Here is a 14,103-nt window from a genome sequence, read left to right on the forward strand (position 1 = left end):
GACTTATTTTTTTAAAGAATCCAATTTAGAGGCTTCGATTTTTTGGTAAATTGGCAGAATGAAAAACAAAAACCGGTCCAAAACCTGGATGAATCGAAAAAGAAGAGATGGATAAACCTCTTTTGCATTGGATTCAATCCCTCTCACTACTTTCTTTGCAACAGTCTCAGGTGACTGGCTTGGGAAAGGAACTGGTACTTTTTTCCCCGCTGCATCAAAGAACTGCGTTCTTGTTGCAATCGGATACACCACCATCACTCGGTTTCCTGGTTTCAATTCAAATCGGAACGCATCGATAAACGAACGAACCGCAGCTTTTGTGGAGGAATAAAGAGCATAACCTGGCAATGCCAAATGGCTCATAGCCGATGCAGTGACAATGAACAAAAATGGTTCTTTTCTTGTATGATTAAGTGTGATTAAACAATACAAAGGCGAAAACACATTTGTAGAATAGATCCTGTCAATTCGATCCCAATCAGGATTAGGGATCACTTCGTAGTAAGCAAAACCAGCATTTGCATAAAAAATATCGATCCCACCAAGTTTTTTATCTGCGTCTTTCACTAATTTATCCAAATTTTCTTTTTTGGATACGTCGCATTTATAAGGAATTACGTTTGGATGGATGAGAATGTTCTTTTCATTTAAGTCGCAGGCAAGAACCTTAACCCCTTCATACTTTAACACTTGCAACATGGTCTCTTTTCCGATTCCGGAACCTGCGCCGGTAATCACAATTCTTTTGTTTTTTAGTTCCATGTGCGAAACCTAAATCAAAGAGATTTTGAATAAAGTTCTTTTTAATAAGACATCTAACTTTTTTTGGAACCATTCCATAAAATATCTTTACTGTGTTTTTTTGAACCTTAGTCTTTGTTTCCCTGAGGAATCCATATGAGCAGCATTTTTGATCGTATTTTCAAATTCTTCTATAAATATATTTCCTATAGCTTTGCCATTGTCTTTTTTTCTCTCCAAGGTGCCTTTTTCGGAGCCTTTTACGCCTATTTTTTTGGATCAGCCCTTATCCCCGAATTCACTGCCGAAAATCATCCTGAGGTCGTTTTGGTATTTCTCGTCACCACTGCTCTCGCTGCTGTAGGACATAGTATCGAGTTTGGAATCTTGTCCCCTATAGGTTATTTGGGTCTTCGTTCGGATACTAAAAAACTCAATGCAAATCTAAAACCTAACGAAACCATTCGGCATAAAGATATTTTAGAATTGGAGAATCTTTTAAATTCTATTATAGATTTTCCAAAAGAAAATATGTATGCGGCTTTGCGTTATGCATCTTTTGTTTTTATCTCTGTATCCATCACATATGTTCTCTACCATTATCCACTCTATGAATTGGCTCTGATTTTGATTGGTTGGCTTGCTGCCGTTTTTGTTTACGGTGGATTTTCTTATATCATCTCCGATTATTTTACCGGTGCAAAACGAGTGGAGATTAAAAAAATACTTTCTTATCGAGATATCACTATTCACAAAAATCATGGGATCATGAGTTTAAAAGGAAAGTTTATTTTTTTACTCATCCTTATTTTACTTTCGTTAACTATACTTGCGGTTTTTATATCTTTTGAAAATGCAAGTTTAATCAAAATTTCAGCCTTCATTACCATGACTTTTTTTGAAGCTGTGATTCTTATCTTTATGTTTTTCCAATCCATCAACTTAACTTTGGAACAAATCAACGAATCGGCAAATAGTTTGGCAAGTGGTGGAAGGGGGGCACTACCCATCCTTTCCATAGACAAAGAATTCATCCGATTTGCGGAGAACTTTGAAAAAGCCACTAGAGAAGTAGGAAGGATACGAGAAAACTTAACGGAATTAGTCGAAGCAAAAACATCTGAACTTCGCAACAGTTTAGAAACTGTTGAAACTTTAAAAAAACAACAAGATGGAGATTATTTCCTTACTTCCCTACTTATCAAACCACTCAGTTTAAACAAAACTCTTGGTTCCAATGTCAAAACTGATTTTTTAATCAAACAAAAGAAAACCTTCACTTTCCATGGGCGAGAAAACGAAATCGGTGGTGACATTTGTATCACAAGAACCGTTCCCTTACGAGGGAAAGATTATACATTTTTTCTGAATGCGGATGCCATGGGAAAATCTTTGCAGGGAGCCGGCGGAGTCCTTGTTCTCGGTGCTGCAGTCCAATCCATTTTAGAAAGGTCCTTGGCCGTCCAATCAGTCAAAACACTTTATGCAGAGCGATGGATTAAAAATGCTTACCAAGAACTCCACCATATATTTGAAAGTTTCGATTGTTCGATGTTAGTTTCTATGGTGATGGGTCTAATAGACGATGAAACAGGACTAGTTTATTATCTGAACGCTGAACATCCTTGGTCAGTGTTATTTCGTAATCAAAAGGCGGAATTTATAAAAAACAACTCAGAACTTAGAAAACTGGGAACTCCGGTCAAAGAAAACTCATTAGAAATATCCACCTTACAACTGCAACCTGGTGATGTTATGATTCTAGGTTCTGACGGTCGGGATGATATCGAATTTGATACCCAGGCAGAATTTAGAAAAATCAACCATGACGAAGAACTTTTTTTGCATCACGTAGAAAAAGGAAATGGAAACTTAAAACCGATTTACCAATCCATTTTAGAAATGGGGGAACTGACTGATGACTTAAGTTTAATGCGAATATCTTTTAAAGAACACCAAACCCTTCCCCCAAGATCTATTAGGAAAGAATCTTATGATCTGATGCGCAAAGCAAGGGCCCATATCAAAGAAAACCAATTGGACCAAGCAAAAGAAAATTTAATAGAAGCAAACAAAATCAATCCAGAAAACCAAGAAATCACAAGAGCACTCATTCGCCTTTTGGTTCGAATGAAAGAATACAAACTAGCTGCAGAAAAATGTAATTCCTATATCGAGGAATATCCAGGAGACACTGATCTAATATATTTAGCATCGTTTACTTACAAACAAACGAAAGAATATGGTAAGGCTATTGATATGGGAGAAAGGATTCGATTACGTAACCCTGGCCATCTATCGAATCTTTTACGGCTCGTCCAACTTTACCTTTTGGTAGGCAACTTGCCCAAGGCCGAAAAAACATTAGGCCTCACTACATTCCTTACTGCTGACTCCAAAAGAGTAGAAAGTTTGAGAATGGAAATTGAGGGTTTTCGGCAGAAAATTGTTGATTAAATTAAATCGATGTTAGAGGGTCAGTCATCTCATTCGTAAAACGAATTCATGTATCATAACCAGTTACGAAATTTATGTTTTTTCATTTCTATTTCTATGTCATTTTCGTGCCAGAATACAGACTTCGAAAATGTCTGCGATCCAAAATCCAAAGGTTATTTGGATAGTCTTGTCATTCGTTTTATCAATTTTGATGAAACTCCCCATTGTGGGGTCGTTTTAAAAGTCCTTCCACCCACCTATTTGGTTTGTCCAGCACTCATCCCCAAACCAAATGGCAGTTTCTTTTTAGAAAGCTTTGAAACTGATGGAAATCGTTTGAGTTTTTCATCAAACCCCGCCTTGCCCAATGGAATTTCTTTTTCCTTATTTTCAAATTCTCTCCAAGGAATTTATTCAGGATGGAAAGCAAATAGACAATCCTTCACCATCACTGCAACCAATCCCAAAGGGAGTGCAAGTTGTACATACAACCCAGCTTGGATGGGAAAACTCCCATCAAAAACCAACGTTACAACCTGTTATGACGGTTCCGGTAATATCGATCCCACCTGCACTGCCATTCCAGGTCAAGATGGGCAATTCCAAAAAGGTTTAGTTAAAAACTTTGTAGGCCCAAGTTTTATCGCGACGGATCAAATCACAATCGACTTTAGCACAGGCCTTGTATGGACCAGTTGCCAAATCGGAAAAGCGGGTGCAGGCTGTCCTAGCGTTAGTGCAACTACCTTTGATCTTACATCAGCCCAAACAGAATGCGCTAATCTCAATATAGGTTCTGGCTATGCGAATCGAACAGATTGGAGAGTTCCCGAAATAGATGAATACCTTAGTACCTTTGATTACACATTAGCAAATCCTTCCATTGACCAGGTTTATTTTCCTGCAACTGATAGTTTTAACTTCAAAACCAATACAAACTATTCCAGTGGCTCAAGCGCATTTTACCCAACATTTATTGAGTCATCCATCGGTGCGGGGAATTATACAGATGCACATCATTTACGTTGTGTTTCCAATTACATTCCACCCAAGAACAAACGACTTCAAAACAACAATGATGGAACAGTTCTTGACCTCGACACATCACTTGTATGGCAAAAGTGTACAGCGGGACAAACAAACCTAACCACTTGTACCGGAGGAACAGACCTAATCACTGATTGGATAGGTTCCATTAATTATTGCCAAAGCCTAAATCTAGCCGGAAAAATTTGGCGCCTTCCCAATGTAACGGAGCTAAGAAGTCTTCTCGATTTTTATACAAATAATGGTGTACCTGGTTTTGATTTGACCTACTTTCCAAATACTGCTTCCTCAAGCTACTGGACATCAACTACCGGTCCGCTACCTTCATCACCAAAAACAAATGCATATGTTGTCGAATTTGGAACTTCCAGCGGTGGTCCAGGTGCCAAATCAAACAATACCACCAATCGCACTCGTTGTGTTTCGGATTTTTAAGGTTTGGCGAAATAAATCCAAAATTGAAAAGTAGAATTTATAATTACAAATGTTGCTTCGATTTCCCTATTCTATCCTCCTTTTAGTTTTTCTCTTAGAATGTACCACCATTGGTTTTCATGAAAAAAAAATCAGGGAAGGTATGAACTTTGGCGAAGAAAGCCAGTTCAGAGTTTGCCTCATTACAGAACCAGACATCACCAAAGAAGAAATCTCCAATTTATTTACAGCTTGGAATGAAGAACTTTCATTGTATCAACTCAAAGCCTTACCTGTGGAATTAGAAGTGATGGAGAGACCAGGCTTTTGGGGCACAGACATTCTGGGTTATTTAATGGAACGCCAACTAACAAACGATTGTGACAGGCTCCTCTATTTAAAAGGAAGGACTTGGGGTGACATTACTTTTGAAGTTTTGACTTTGGGAATTTTTGTAGGAGTAGGATTGAAATTAGAAGTTCAAGGTGCAGTGGAAGGCCAATCCAATACGAGAGGTTATATCAAAGCAAAATACATTTCCACCATACAGTTGTTATTTACTAGTCCCAAATCCACTCTCATCCATGAAGGATACCATTTACTCGGTTGTGGCCATCAACTTTTTATGAAAGAATGTTACGAAAAAATTCGTGATGTAAAACTACTGCTTACTGACCCCAACCGAGACCCCAATTTTTTTCCGAACCTAACTTCTACCGGAAAAAAAATCCTCTCTCGCAAACAGATTTTAACCCAATCAAAAATGGACTGATCTTGGATTCATCTAGCTTACCTTGGGATTCCTCCTTAATGCAGTTAGACCTTTCTGACTTGCTCGATAAAGCAGAGTTACAATAGTATGTTCTGAGAAACAATTTATGAACCGTTCCTTTCTGCCGTTTCTTGCCCTTTCCTTTCTTTTCGCATGTGCCGAACCAAAGGCAGACAATCTTTGCGATGCAGACGATAACTTTTTTCTACCGAATATTCTCTACAGGCTGATCGTAAAAGACAAAAGTAACCAGTGTGGTTATAGAGTGTTTCCCAAACTACCTGCATGCCAATTGGAATACGAAGAAACCCATCTAGCAGAAAATTGGCCTCAAGTCAAAGCGGAGATGGAAACTCAATTTTCCCTTGGTTCCTTTGGCCCAGAAACCCTATTCCAATATAGACCAGAAACAGTAGCGTTTGTTACTGGAAATGGTACGACTGCGTTTCAAGGTGCACTCAATGCTCCCAATGGAGAGGTTTACTTTCTCCCATATGATTCTAATATGTTTTTATCAATCAATCCGTTTTCTAAAACTTATACGAATGCGGGAACATCAGCCGGTGGTGTGGAGTTTATAGGGGGATCTCTCGGACCATCCGGAAAAATTTATTTAGCTCCCCATGTTTCCAGTTCTTTTCTTTCATTAGATACGACAAATAACAACCTAAAGATGACGATTGGTAACCAAACCATGGTTAGTGCTGCATATAACGGAGCTATCTATGCGCCGAATGGAAAGATCTACTATGTTCCGAGTTCAGAAACAATCATTCGTTATTACGATACAAATACTGGCAAAATTGGATCGGTGGCAACACCAACCTCGGGAGGATTTTCTTCTGCGGTTCTTACGCCCGAAGGAAAAATTTATTTTATCCCTTTTACCTCAACCACCATGTACATTTTAGATATTCAGAATGATTCTGTAACCCCCCACCCTTATGTGTTTCCGGGAAGTAATGCTTATATTTCTGGCGTCTTAACTCCCAATGGAAGAATTTATATGATTCCCTATAATACAATCCCCCTCATATATTTGGAAACAGACTCTGGGAAAATTGTCACTGTTTCCAATATTCCTGGAGCGTCAGGATCCAATTTGTTTAATGGAGCAGTGCTTGCTCCCAACGGAAAAATCTACCCTGTCCCTAGTGACAATTATTCAAACTTTATCTCCATCAACACCCTGGACCATACAATCTCTACACTCTTTCCAAAACCTGGATCATCCTACCGCGGGGGAGCTATTGGGCCCAATGGAGAAATTTATTTAGCACCTCATGGAGCCAATCGTTTTGATGTGATCTTTACCAATTCCATAGGAAAGTTCTGCAATTCCCTAAGGCTTTCCCCATACTGGAACAAATTATAAGAAGCTAAGAACCAAGGATTTCCGTCTTCTTTTCGTCTGATGTTCTACGGTCTTCTGTATCGAAGCCATAAGAACAAACGATGGAACCATTCAACCAAACTGATCCCACCTCCTTTGTTCTGTTTGCTGACAGTTTACCTTTGGGAGTATTTCTATTCGAATCTCCGACAGAACTATTATCATTAGAAAGTAAATTGCTTTATGCAAATCCGCAGGCAAAAACTCTTTTACATTGGGAAACAGAGGCAAGCGGACCGCCTAACCTAAAGGAAATTTTTTTTCCATTCGGGAACGATATTTTTTTGGCAGAAACTCTTTTATCCTTACAACAGGAGAAATCCAATTCTATTTATTTGGATGCAGAGAATCCGAAAAACGAAACTTCAAAATCTCAAAAGATATACTCCTTGCGAGCACAACAAATTTCGAACCATATGTTTTATATTCTTTTAGAAGACACCACAAAACAAAAGATAAATGGTATATCGATTCATCAAAAGGAATCTCAACTAAAACACGTAATCAAAACAATGATCAATGGTGTCGTTGTGGTAAACGTGCAAGGGCAAATTATTTATGCAAACGATAGTGCTGCCAAAATTCTCTCTTTAGAAATTGACCAAATTCAAAACAAATACTTTGCCTCAAAAGAATGGAAACAAATCCGTGCAGATGGAACTCCCTTTCCAGAAGAGGAACTACCATTATCCATTGCCTTAAAAAGACAAAAAACCGTTTATCATCAAGAACATGGGATTATTGCCGAAGGAGAAACCATCAAATGGTTAAACATCAATGCAACTCCAATTTATGATGCAGAAGGTAAACTAGAAGGTGCGACTGCAAGTTTTCTTGACATTACTGAGCTAAAAAACACCCAAAACACAATTGAATTAAAAAACAAAAAATTAAAAGCGATTCTCGATGCCATCGAGCGATCCGCTATAGTGAGTATTGCTGATACCAAAGGTGTCATCCTTAGGGCAAACCAAAAGTTTATCAAAATTTCCGGATACTCCGAAAAAGAATTGTTAGGTTCTGACCACAGGAAACTCAATTCAAAATTTCATCCAAAAGATTTTTGGGAAAAAATGTGGAAGGACATTCTGTCAGGCCAACCTTGGGAAGGAATCATTCGAAACCAATCTAAACACGGAAATTTTTTCTGGTTACAAACGTACATCCATCCGCTTTATGATTCCAATGAAAAAATAGAATCCTTTTTATCCATTCGATTTGATATCACTGAAGAAGTGGAAGCCTTAGAAAACACCAACAGGATGCTTCATTTTACTGGAATCCAAAACAGTCGTCTCCAAAATTTTGCATATATAGTTTCCCATAATATCCGACAACACTCTTCTAACTTTACATCCCTAATTGATCTCCTCGAAGAAAACCCAAGCGAAGAAGAAAGAAAAAACATTGTGAACATGTTGCACGCATCTTCAGAAAAACTAAACGAAACAATTACACATTTAAATGATATCATATCCATCAATCAGATGTTAAATAAACCCATGGAAACATGTACGATTGAAGAGGAAGTTCAAAAAACATTGAATATACTCAAGGGTTCAATCGAATCTAGAAACATTCAAATATCTGTGGAAATCGAAGAAAATTTAGAACTAACGATCATTCCTGCGTATTTAGAAAGTATTCTCCTCAATTTGGTCTCCAATGCAATTAAGTATGTAAGATTAAAAGACGGTGCTTTCATTCGCATTTATGCAAAAAAGATAGATGGACAGGTACATCTGCGAGTGGAAGACAATGGGCTTGGAATCAATTTAGAAAAACACGGAAATAAGATTTTTGGTATGTTTAAGACCTTCCATAAAAATGAAGATGCTCGTGGAATAGGACTTTTTATCACCAAATCCCAAGTAGAAGTTCTTGGAGGAACCATATCCGTAGAGAGTGAGGAAGGAAAAGGGTCTACGTTCACCGTGTCAATCCCAGAGAATCCAAACAAAGCCATCCATATTTAATTGGAACTGCTGAATCTCTAAACAACTAGGAAACTTCCTTCAAACTAAAGTTTGTATCAATAGAACCTAGCATTCTGTCTTGACAATCTCACCCGACACACGAGCCTTACCCTAGTGATCCGTCGGCAAGACCCTCGGACGTACCAATGACATAAGGAAATCCATGAAAGTCCACGAATACCAGGCCAAAGAAATCCTACGTAGACACAATGCCAACGTTCCCTTCGGAAAGGTCATCGACACAGTCGGTGATTTCGAAAAGGCATACAGCGAAGTTGTCCAAAAATCACCCGTAGTGGTGGTGAAAGCCCAAATCCACGCTGGTGGACGAGGAAAAGGTGGCGGTGTCAAGGTTGCCAAAACCAAAGAAGACGCCAAAGCTGCTGCTGAGAGAATTCTCGGGATGCAACTCATCACCCCTCAAACCGGTGAAGAAGGAAAAAAAGTTCTAAAAATCTATTTGGAACAAGGTCTTGAAATCGCAAAGGAATACTACCTTTCCATCCTACTTGATCGTGCTTTCCGCAAAACCATCATTATGGCTTCTACCGAAGGTGGAATGGAAATCGAAGAAGTTGCAGAAACTCATCCAGAAAAAATCATCAAAATCCAAATTGATCCAGGTATTGGAATCCAAGGTTCGCAAATTCGGGAACTCGCATTTGCTCTAGGAATCCCAGCGGAGGCGCAAAAGTCCTTCACTGCACTTGTAAACTCTGTTTACAACGCATACATCAAAGAAGATGCAGCACTATTGGAAATCAACCCTCTCATCCTAACAAAACAAAATGAAATCGTTGCAGGTGACTGCAAGATGGACTTGGATGAAAACGCACTCTATCGCCACCCTGAAAACGAAGCTCTTCGAGATATCTCTGAAGAAGATCCGTATGAAGTAAAAGCAAAAGAATACAACCTCAACTACGTAAAGTTAGATGGTAACATTGGTTGTATGGTGAATGGTGCCGGTCTTGCGATGGCAACTATGGATATCGTGAAGTTAGCTGGTGCAGAACCTGCAAACTTTTTGGACGTCGGAGGCGGAGCAAACCCTACTACGGTAGAAAACGGTTTTAGACTCATCCTTTCTGATCCAAACGTAAAAGGAATCTTTGTAAACGTATTCGGTGGTATCGTTCGTTGTGACCGTGTGGCTGTCGGAATTATCGAAGCTACGAAAAAGGTAAACGTATCGGTTCCAGTAGTGGTTCGATTGAAAGGAACCAATGCGGAAGAAGGAAAAAAAATCCTGAACGAATCCGGTATGAACATTGTGGGAGTGGAAGGACTCCGTGACGCGGCAGACAAAATCGTCTCCCTAATCAAAAAATAGGAACTATAAAACATGACTGTATTAGTTGACGCAAACACAAGAGTAGTCGTCCAAGGGATCACCGGTAAGGAAGGATCCTTTCATGCGACTCAAATGTTAGAATATGGTACAAAAGTAGTTGCTGGTGTAACTCCTGGTAAAGGTGGACAAACTTGGACTTCTGAAACTGGAAAAACTGCTCCTGTTCGTAATACCATCAAAGAAGCAATGATCCAAGACGGTGCGAATGCTGCGATTATCTTCGTTCCACCTCCATTCGCAGCAGATGCGATTTTGGAAGGAATCTTTGCTGAGATCCCACTCGTAGTGTGTATCACAGAAGGAATCCCTACTCACGATATGCTCAAAGTATATAGTGTTCTTCGTAATTCCAAAACCAAACTGGTAGGACCAAACTGTCCTGGGGTCATCAATCCTTTCCACAAAGTAAAAATGGGAATTATGCCAGGTTTCATCCACACTCCAGGGAAGATCGGGATTGTTTCTCGTTCTGGAACTTTGACTTATGAATCCGTTGCTTCCTTAACAGCGGCAGGCCTTGGCCAATCCACTTGTATCGGTATCGGGGGAGACCCAGTTCCTGGGATGAACCACGTAGAAGCGGTTCGCCTCTTAAACGAAGATCCAGATACTGAAGGAATCGTAATGATCGGTGAGATTGGTGGAACTTCGGAAGAAGAAGCTGCCGCTTACATCAAAGCGCATGTGAAAAAACCAGTGGTTGGTTTTATTGCAGGCCAAACGGCACCTCCAGGAAAACGTATGGGCCATGCCGGTGCGATCATTTCTGGTGGAATGGGAACTGCCACTTCTAAAATAGCTGCGATGCAAGACGCTGGTGTCAGCATCTGTGCGCACATTGGCGAAGTTGGCGATAAAATGAAGGCAGCCCTTAAAAAATAAGGGCTTTTGGATAAAAAAAACAGCTATTCAAGGGGAATGAGGAGTCTGAATTAACAGTATGGAACAACGTTCATGGGTTTCAAGTACATTGATTCTCCTCGTTTCCGTAAGCCTATTGGCTGCGGAATCTGGAGATAAGGGATTTACACTTAGTTTACAAGACGCAGTCAAGTATGCCATTGAAAACAACCGCGAGGTCATGCAGGCCCGTTTGGAATTAGCCAAAGCTGATTCAAACCTAATGAAGTTTGAAGGAAAGTATTCTTGGCGTGCACTTTCCAAAGCAGAATTGGATCAAAAACAATTTCCGTTTAACCAAAACAATATCTTTACGGGAACAAAAACCCAAACCAATACTTATAGTGCTGGTTTAGAAAAACTCTTCACTACGGGAACTTATTTTAAAATAGAAGCTAAATCGCAACGATTTGACTCGAACGCATTTGAAGATCCGAATAAAACTCCATCTGGATTTGGCGCTCTTGGCCTTCCTCCATTATATACAGATACCCTGTCGGTTACCATTGCTCAAGATTTGTTAAAAAATGCCTTTGGTGCCAATGAGAGGAATTCGGAAAAAATCCTCGAAAACCAAACGGAGATTATGCGAGAACAAATGGAAGACCAAGTGGCAAGCAAAGTCGTCGCCACTCTCGTTGACTATTGGAATTTTTCTGTGAAAGATTCAGGATACCAAACTTTCGAACAACTATTAAAAAATACTAAGAATGTCAGAGACTTAACCATTCGAAAACAAGGCCTTGGACTTTCAGAGAGTTTTGAAGTAAACCAATGGAATGCCCTCCTCTCTCAAGTGGAAGGACAGATGGCACAGGCCGCTGCAGAAAAAGAAGAAGCAAGGCGAAAACTCATTCGTTCCTTAAATCTTCCTGAAGAAACAGTGTTCCAAAAAACAACTCCTCTTTCGGAAACTCTTCCTTCAAAATTGGATTACCAAGCAGACATTGATTATGCTTACAAACATAGAGCTGATTTTAGAGCCATTCTTCGTAAAAAAGAAAATGCAGAACTTTCCATGAAAACTGCTAAAAATGAAGCTCTTCCTGCGTTAAAAGCTTCTGGAACCTATGGATACCAAGCGCAGAATTTGATTAGTCCCCAAAACAACTATACAGACAGTCGTTCTGGTGTTTTTTCTTACCAATATCCTGTGATGCAAGGTTCCCTTGATCTTTCTTATCCAATTATGGACAAGGGAGTGAAAGCGGGAATTCGTGATGCAGAAATTCAAAAACGCCAAGTTTCATTGGAAGAAGCAGATCTAGTCAAAGCAGTTTCTGACGATGTCAAAACAAGAATTGATATTTTAAAAGCTTCATTTCAAGTAATGGAAAATGCAAAACGAACAGAAGAAGAATCCAAAAAATACTACAACGGTGTTTTACGTTCTTTTCAACAAGGTAGATTCAATGCCTTAGCTGTTAAAAATGCTTTAGATACTTTGGTGCAAGACCAATTGTCACTAGTTCGTGCAAAAGTAGATTATAACATCAATTTACATAGATACTATGTTGCAAAAAATGCTTTGTTCGAAGAATACGGAGTGGATAGATCCAAACTCCTACCTGAAAATCTTTAGTTCACAAACGGGAGGATCCTTTTGATACGCTCCCGTGTATTTCTTGTTCTTGGTTCTATTTTTCTATTTCTGATTCTTGTTACATATGCTTTCGTTGACTTCCGTGATAGGGAGGACAAGGCTTATGATCTTTATCAATCAGAATCCTATCTCAAAGTTCTAAGCCTTTATTCTGAAACTGAAATCCCAACAAGTGAATTAGAACTTACCATTCTTTCCCAAACCATATCCCAATTAGAAAAAAAATTAAATGGTAAGGAACCCTCTAAAGACCTACTCTCGTTGTTTCAAATTAGAAAAGGAACAAAACTTATAGAATGGGAAACGATACGAGGAACCTATTATCATATCGAGGATCCTTACCTTTCTCATTTAAAAAAACATGGAGATGGATACAAAAGAGCTCTCCTTACAAAAATAAGTAGTTTATCCAAACCAATCCCCAAACAAGAAGTTTCCCAACTTCTCCTCCAACTCATTCTGGAAGACCCCCGAGGTATGGAAGAAAGTTTTAGTCGTGCAATGACAAACCTCCTTAGTTTTCCAATAGAACCCATAGGAGAAATAGAATCGGAGTTTTTATTACAAACGCTCCATTTTTTAGCGAATACTTCAAACACGAGTCTCTTCCACCAAACAGCAACCGTACGAGGAAAAAATGTAAACCTCCGCAGTGGCCCTGGTCGGGAAAATACAGAATTGGGAAAAATAAGCGAACCTGAATTCACATTTTGTTTAGAAGAAGATCCAGCGACAGAATCCATTGCAGGTACCAATGGGCACTGGAAACGTTGTTATTTTCCAAATCTTCAAAGATCGGCTTGGATCTTTTCAGGATTTTTAACTGAAGTTCCTCCCAATCCAAGTTTCATCGCCGAATTTGAAAAACGGTTTAAGTCAGTAGAAAACGAGATTCGTATTGATTTTGAAGGTTGGAATGGAAACCAAATCCCAACAACTTTTTTCGGAGATTACATTCCAAGAGATTCTGTGCGTATTTCAGGTGAAACAGGTTTTCCGATTTTTGGCCAATCCAAAGGTGGAAAACAATGGCAGAGAATTTGTAAAAAACTCTCAGGGGATAAAAACTACTTTGAGTTTTCTTTCCATCCTACAGATTCCGAAGTTCCCATCCCTTTTTTAGAACTCCATTTAAACTACGACAACCGGGAGCACCTTGCTTATTCAATTTCCCTGGACCAAGAATCGATTTGGGTAAATAAAAATCGATATGTCCTCGACGGAGAAAAAAGGAGAGAAAACCTGTCCTTACACATTGGATCTCGTGAAGGGGACAAATGGAACGCAAGCCTTTGGAGGCGAAACACTGGACTCATCCAGTCAATACGTTCCCTACCTCTAGATGAATCCGTCCTGCAATCAGGTCGATACTCTTGGGAAATTTGTCTACCACTGGCAAAAGAACCAAACCGAGAACGAGTGTTACTTTTTGATATCCGAACAGGAATCCATTAAAGGAGGAGA

At 39.3% G+C, this 14,103-nt stretch carries 10 protein-coding genes; 9 read left to right on the forward strand and 1 reads right to left on the reverse strand.

Annotation, left to right across the window (positions count from 1 at the left end; all coding sequences use genetic code 11):
* Window positions 1–3: 3 nt before the first annotated feature.
* Window positions 4–762, reverse strand: a complete 759-nt coding sequence (locus CH364_RS09210) for an SDR family NAD(P)-dependent oxidoreductase (RefSeq protein WP_100743210.1) — start codon at window positions 760–762, stop codon at window positions 4–6.
* Window positions 763–897: 135 nt separating this feature from the next.
* Here CH364_RS09210 and CH364_RS09215 point away from each other — a divergent pair, with 135 nt between their 5' ends.
* The 9 genes from CH364_RS09215 (at window position 898) to CH364_RS09255 (ending at window position 14,094) form a co-directional block, all read left to right on the forward strand.
* Window positions 898–3,198 carry a SpoIIE family protein phosphatase gene (locus CH364_RS09215; protein ID WP_100787847.1) on the forward strand — a complete coding sequence of 767 codons (2,301 nt, stop codon included), beginning with the start codon at window positions 898–900 and terminating at the stop codon, window positions 3,196–3,198.
* 48 nt (window positions 3,199–3,246) lie between these two features.
* A complete protein-coding gene (locus CH364_RS09220; protein WP_243401300.1) occupies window positions 3,247–4,662 on the forward strand; it encodes an Lcl C-terminal domain-containing protein in 1,416 nt (471 codons plus the stop codon).
* 49 nt (window positions 4,663–4,711) lie between these two features.
* Window positions 4,712–5,413 (forward strand): hypothetical protein, encoded by a 702-nt coding sequence (locus CH364_RS09225; protein ID WP_100743213.1) that lies wholly within the window; start codon window positions 4,712–4,714, stop codon window positions 5,411–5,413.
* A gap of 106 nt (window positions 5,414–5,519) precedes the next feature.
* Window positions 5,520–6,788, forward strand: a complete 1,269-nt coding sequence (locus tag CH364_RS09230) for an NHL repeat-containing protein (RefSeq protein ID WP_100743214.1) — start codon at window positions 5,520–5,522, stop codon at window positions 6,786–6,788.
* An 80-nt stretch (window positions 6,789–6,868) separates the two neighbouring features.
* The gene (locus tag CH364_RS09235) at window positions 6,869–8,782 is read left to right on the forward strand and encodes a PAS domain-containing sensor histidine kinase (protein ID WP_100743215.1); all 1,914 of its coding nucleotides are present in this window, start codon (window positions 6,869–6,871) and stop codon (window positions 8,780–8,782) included.
* 163 nt (window positions 8,783–8,945) lie between these two features.
* A complete protein-coding gene (gene sucC, locus CH364_RS09240) occupies window positions 8,946–10,115 on the forward strand; it encodes an ADP-forming succinate--CoA ligase subunit beta (RefSeq protein WP_100743216.1) in 1,170 nt (389 codons plus the stop codon).
* A 12-nt stretch (window positions 10,116–10,127) separates the two neighbouring features.
* Window positions 10,128–11,018, forward strand: coding sequence for a succinate--CoA ligase subunit alpha (sucD, locus tag CH364_RS09245; RefSeq protein ID WP_100743217.1), 891 nt, complete (start codon window positions 10,128–10,130; stop codon window positions 11,016–11,018).
* A 58-nt stretch (window positions 11,019–11,076) separates the two neighbouring features.
* Window positions 11,077–12,618 carry a TolC family protein gene (locus CH364_RS09250; protein WP_100743218.1) on the forward strand — a complete coding sequence of 514 codons (1,542 nt, stop codon included), beginning with the start codon at window positions 11,077–11,079 and terminating at the stop codon, window positions 12,616–12,618.
* A gap of 21 nt (window positions 12,619–12,639) precedes the next feature.
* The gene (locus CH364_RS09255) at window positions 12,640–14,094 is read left to right on the forward strand and encodes an SH3 domain-containing protein (RefSeq protein ID WP_100743219.1); all 1,455 of its coding nucleotides are present in this window, start codon (window positions 12,640–12,642) and stop codon (window positions 14,092–14,094) included.
* Window positions 14,095–14,103: the final 9 nt, after the last annotated feature.

Origin of the sequence: Leptospira harrisiae (assembly GCF_002811945.1) — a bacterium.
GTDB classification, from domain to species: Bacteria; Spirochaetota; Leptospiria; order Leptospirales; family Leptospiraceae; genus Leptospira_A; species Leptospira_A harrisiae.

What these genes read in the sequence shown, in the direction of transcription:
- CH364_RS09250 (WP_100743218.1), top strand. Translation starts at nt 11,077, where the DNA reads ATGGAACAACGTTCATGGGTTTCAAGTACATTGATTCTCCTCGTTTCC.
- CH364_RS09225 (WP_100743213.1), top strand. Translation starts at nt 4,712, where the DNA reads ATGTTGCTTCGATTTCCCTATTCTATCCTCCTTTTAGTTTTTCTCTTA.
- CH364_RS09220 (WP_243401300.1), top strand. Translation starts at nt 3,247, where the DNA reads ATGTATCATAACCAGTTACGAAATTTATGTTTTTTCATTTCTATTTCT.
- CH364_RS09215 (WP_100787847.1), top strand. Translation starts at nt 898, where the DNA reads ATGAGCAGCATTTTTGATCGTATTTTCAAATTCTTCTATAAATATATT.
- CH364_RS09235 (WP_100743215.1), top strand. Translation starts at nt 6,869, where the DNA reads ATGGAACCATTCAACCAAACTGATCCCACCTCCTTTGTTCTGTTTGCT.
- sucC (WP_100743216.1), top strand. Translation starts at nt 8,946, where the DNA reads ATGAAAGTCCACGAATACCAGGCCAAAGAAATCCTACGTAGACACAAT.
- CH364_RS09230 (WP_100743214.1), top strand. Translation starts at nt 5,520, where the DNA reads ATGAACCGTTCCTTTCTGCCGTTTCTTGCCCTTTCCTTTCTTTTCGCA.
- CH364_RS09210 (WP_100743210.1), bottom strand. Translation starts at nt 762, where the DNA reads ATGGAACTAAAAAACAAAAGAATTGTGATTACCGGCGCAGGTTCCGGA.
- sucD (WP_100743217.1), top strand. Translation starts at nt 10,128, where the DNA reads ATGACTGTATTAGTTGACGCAAACACAAGAGTAGTCGTCCAAGGGATC.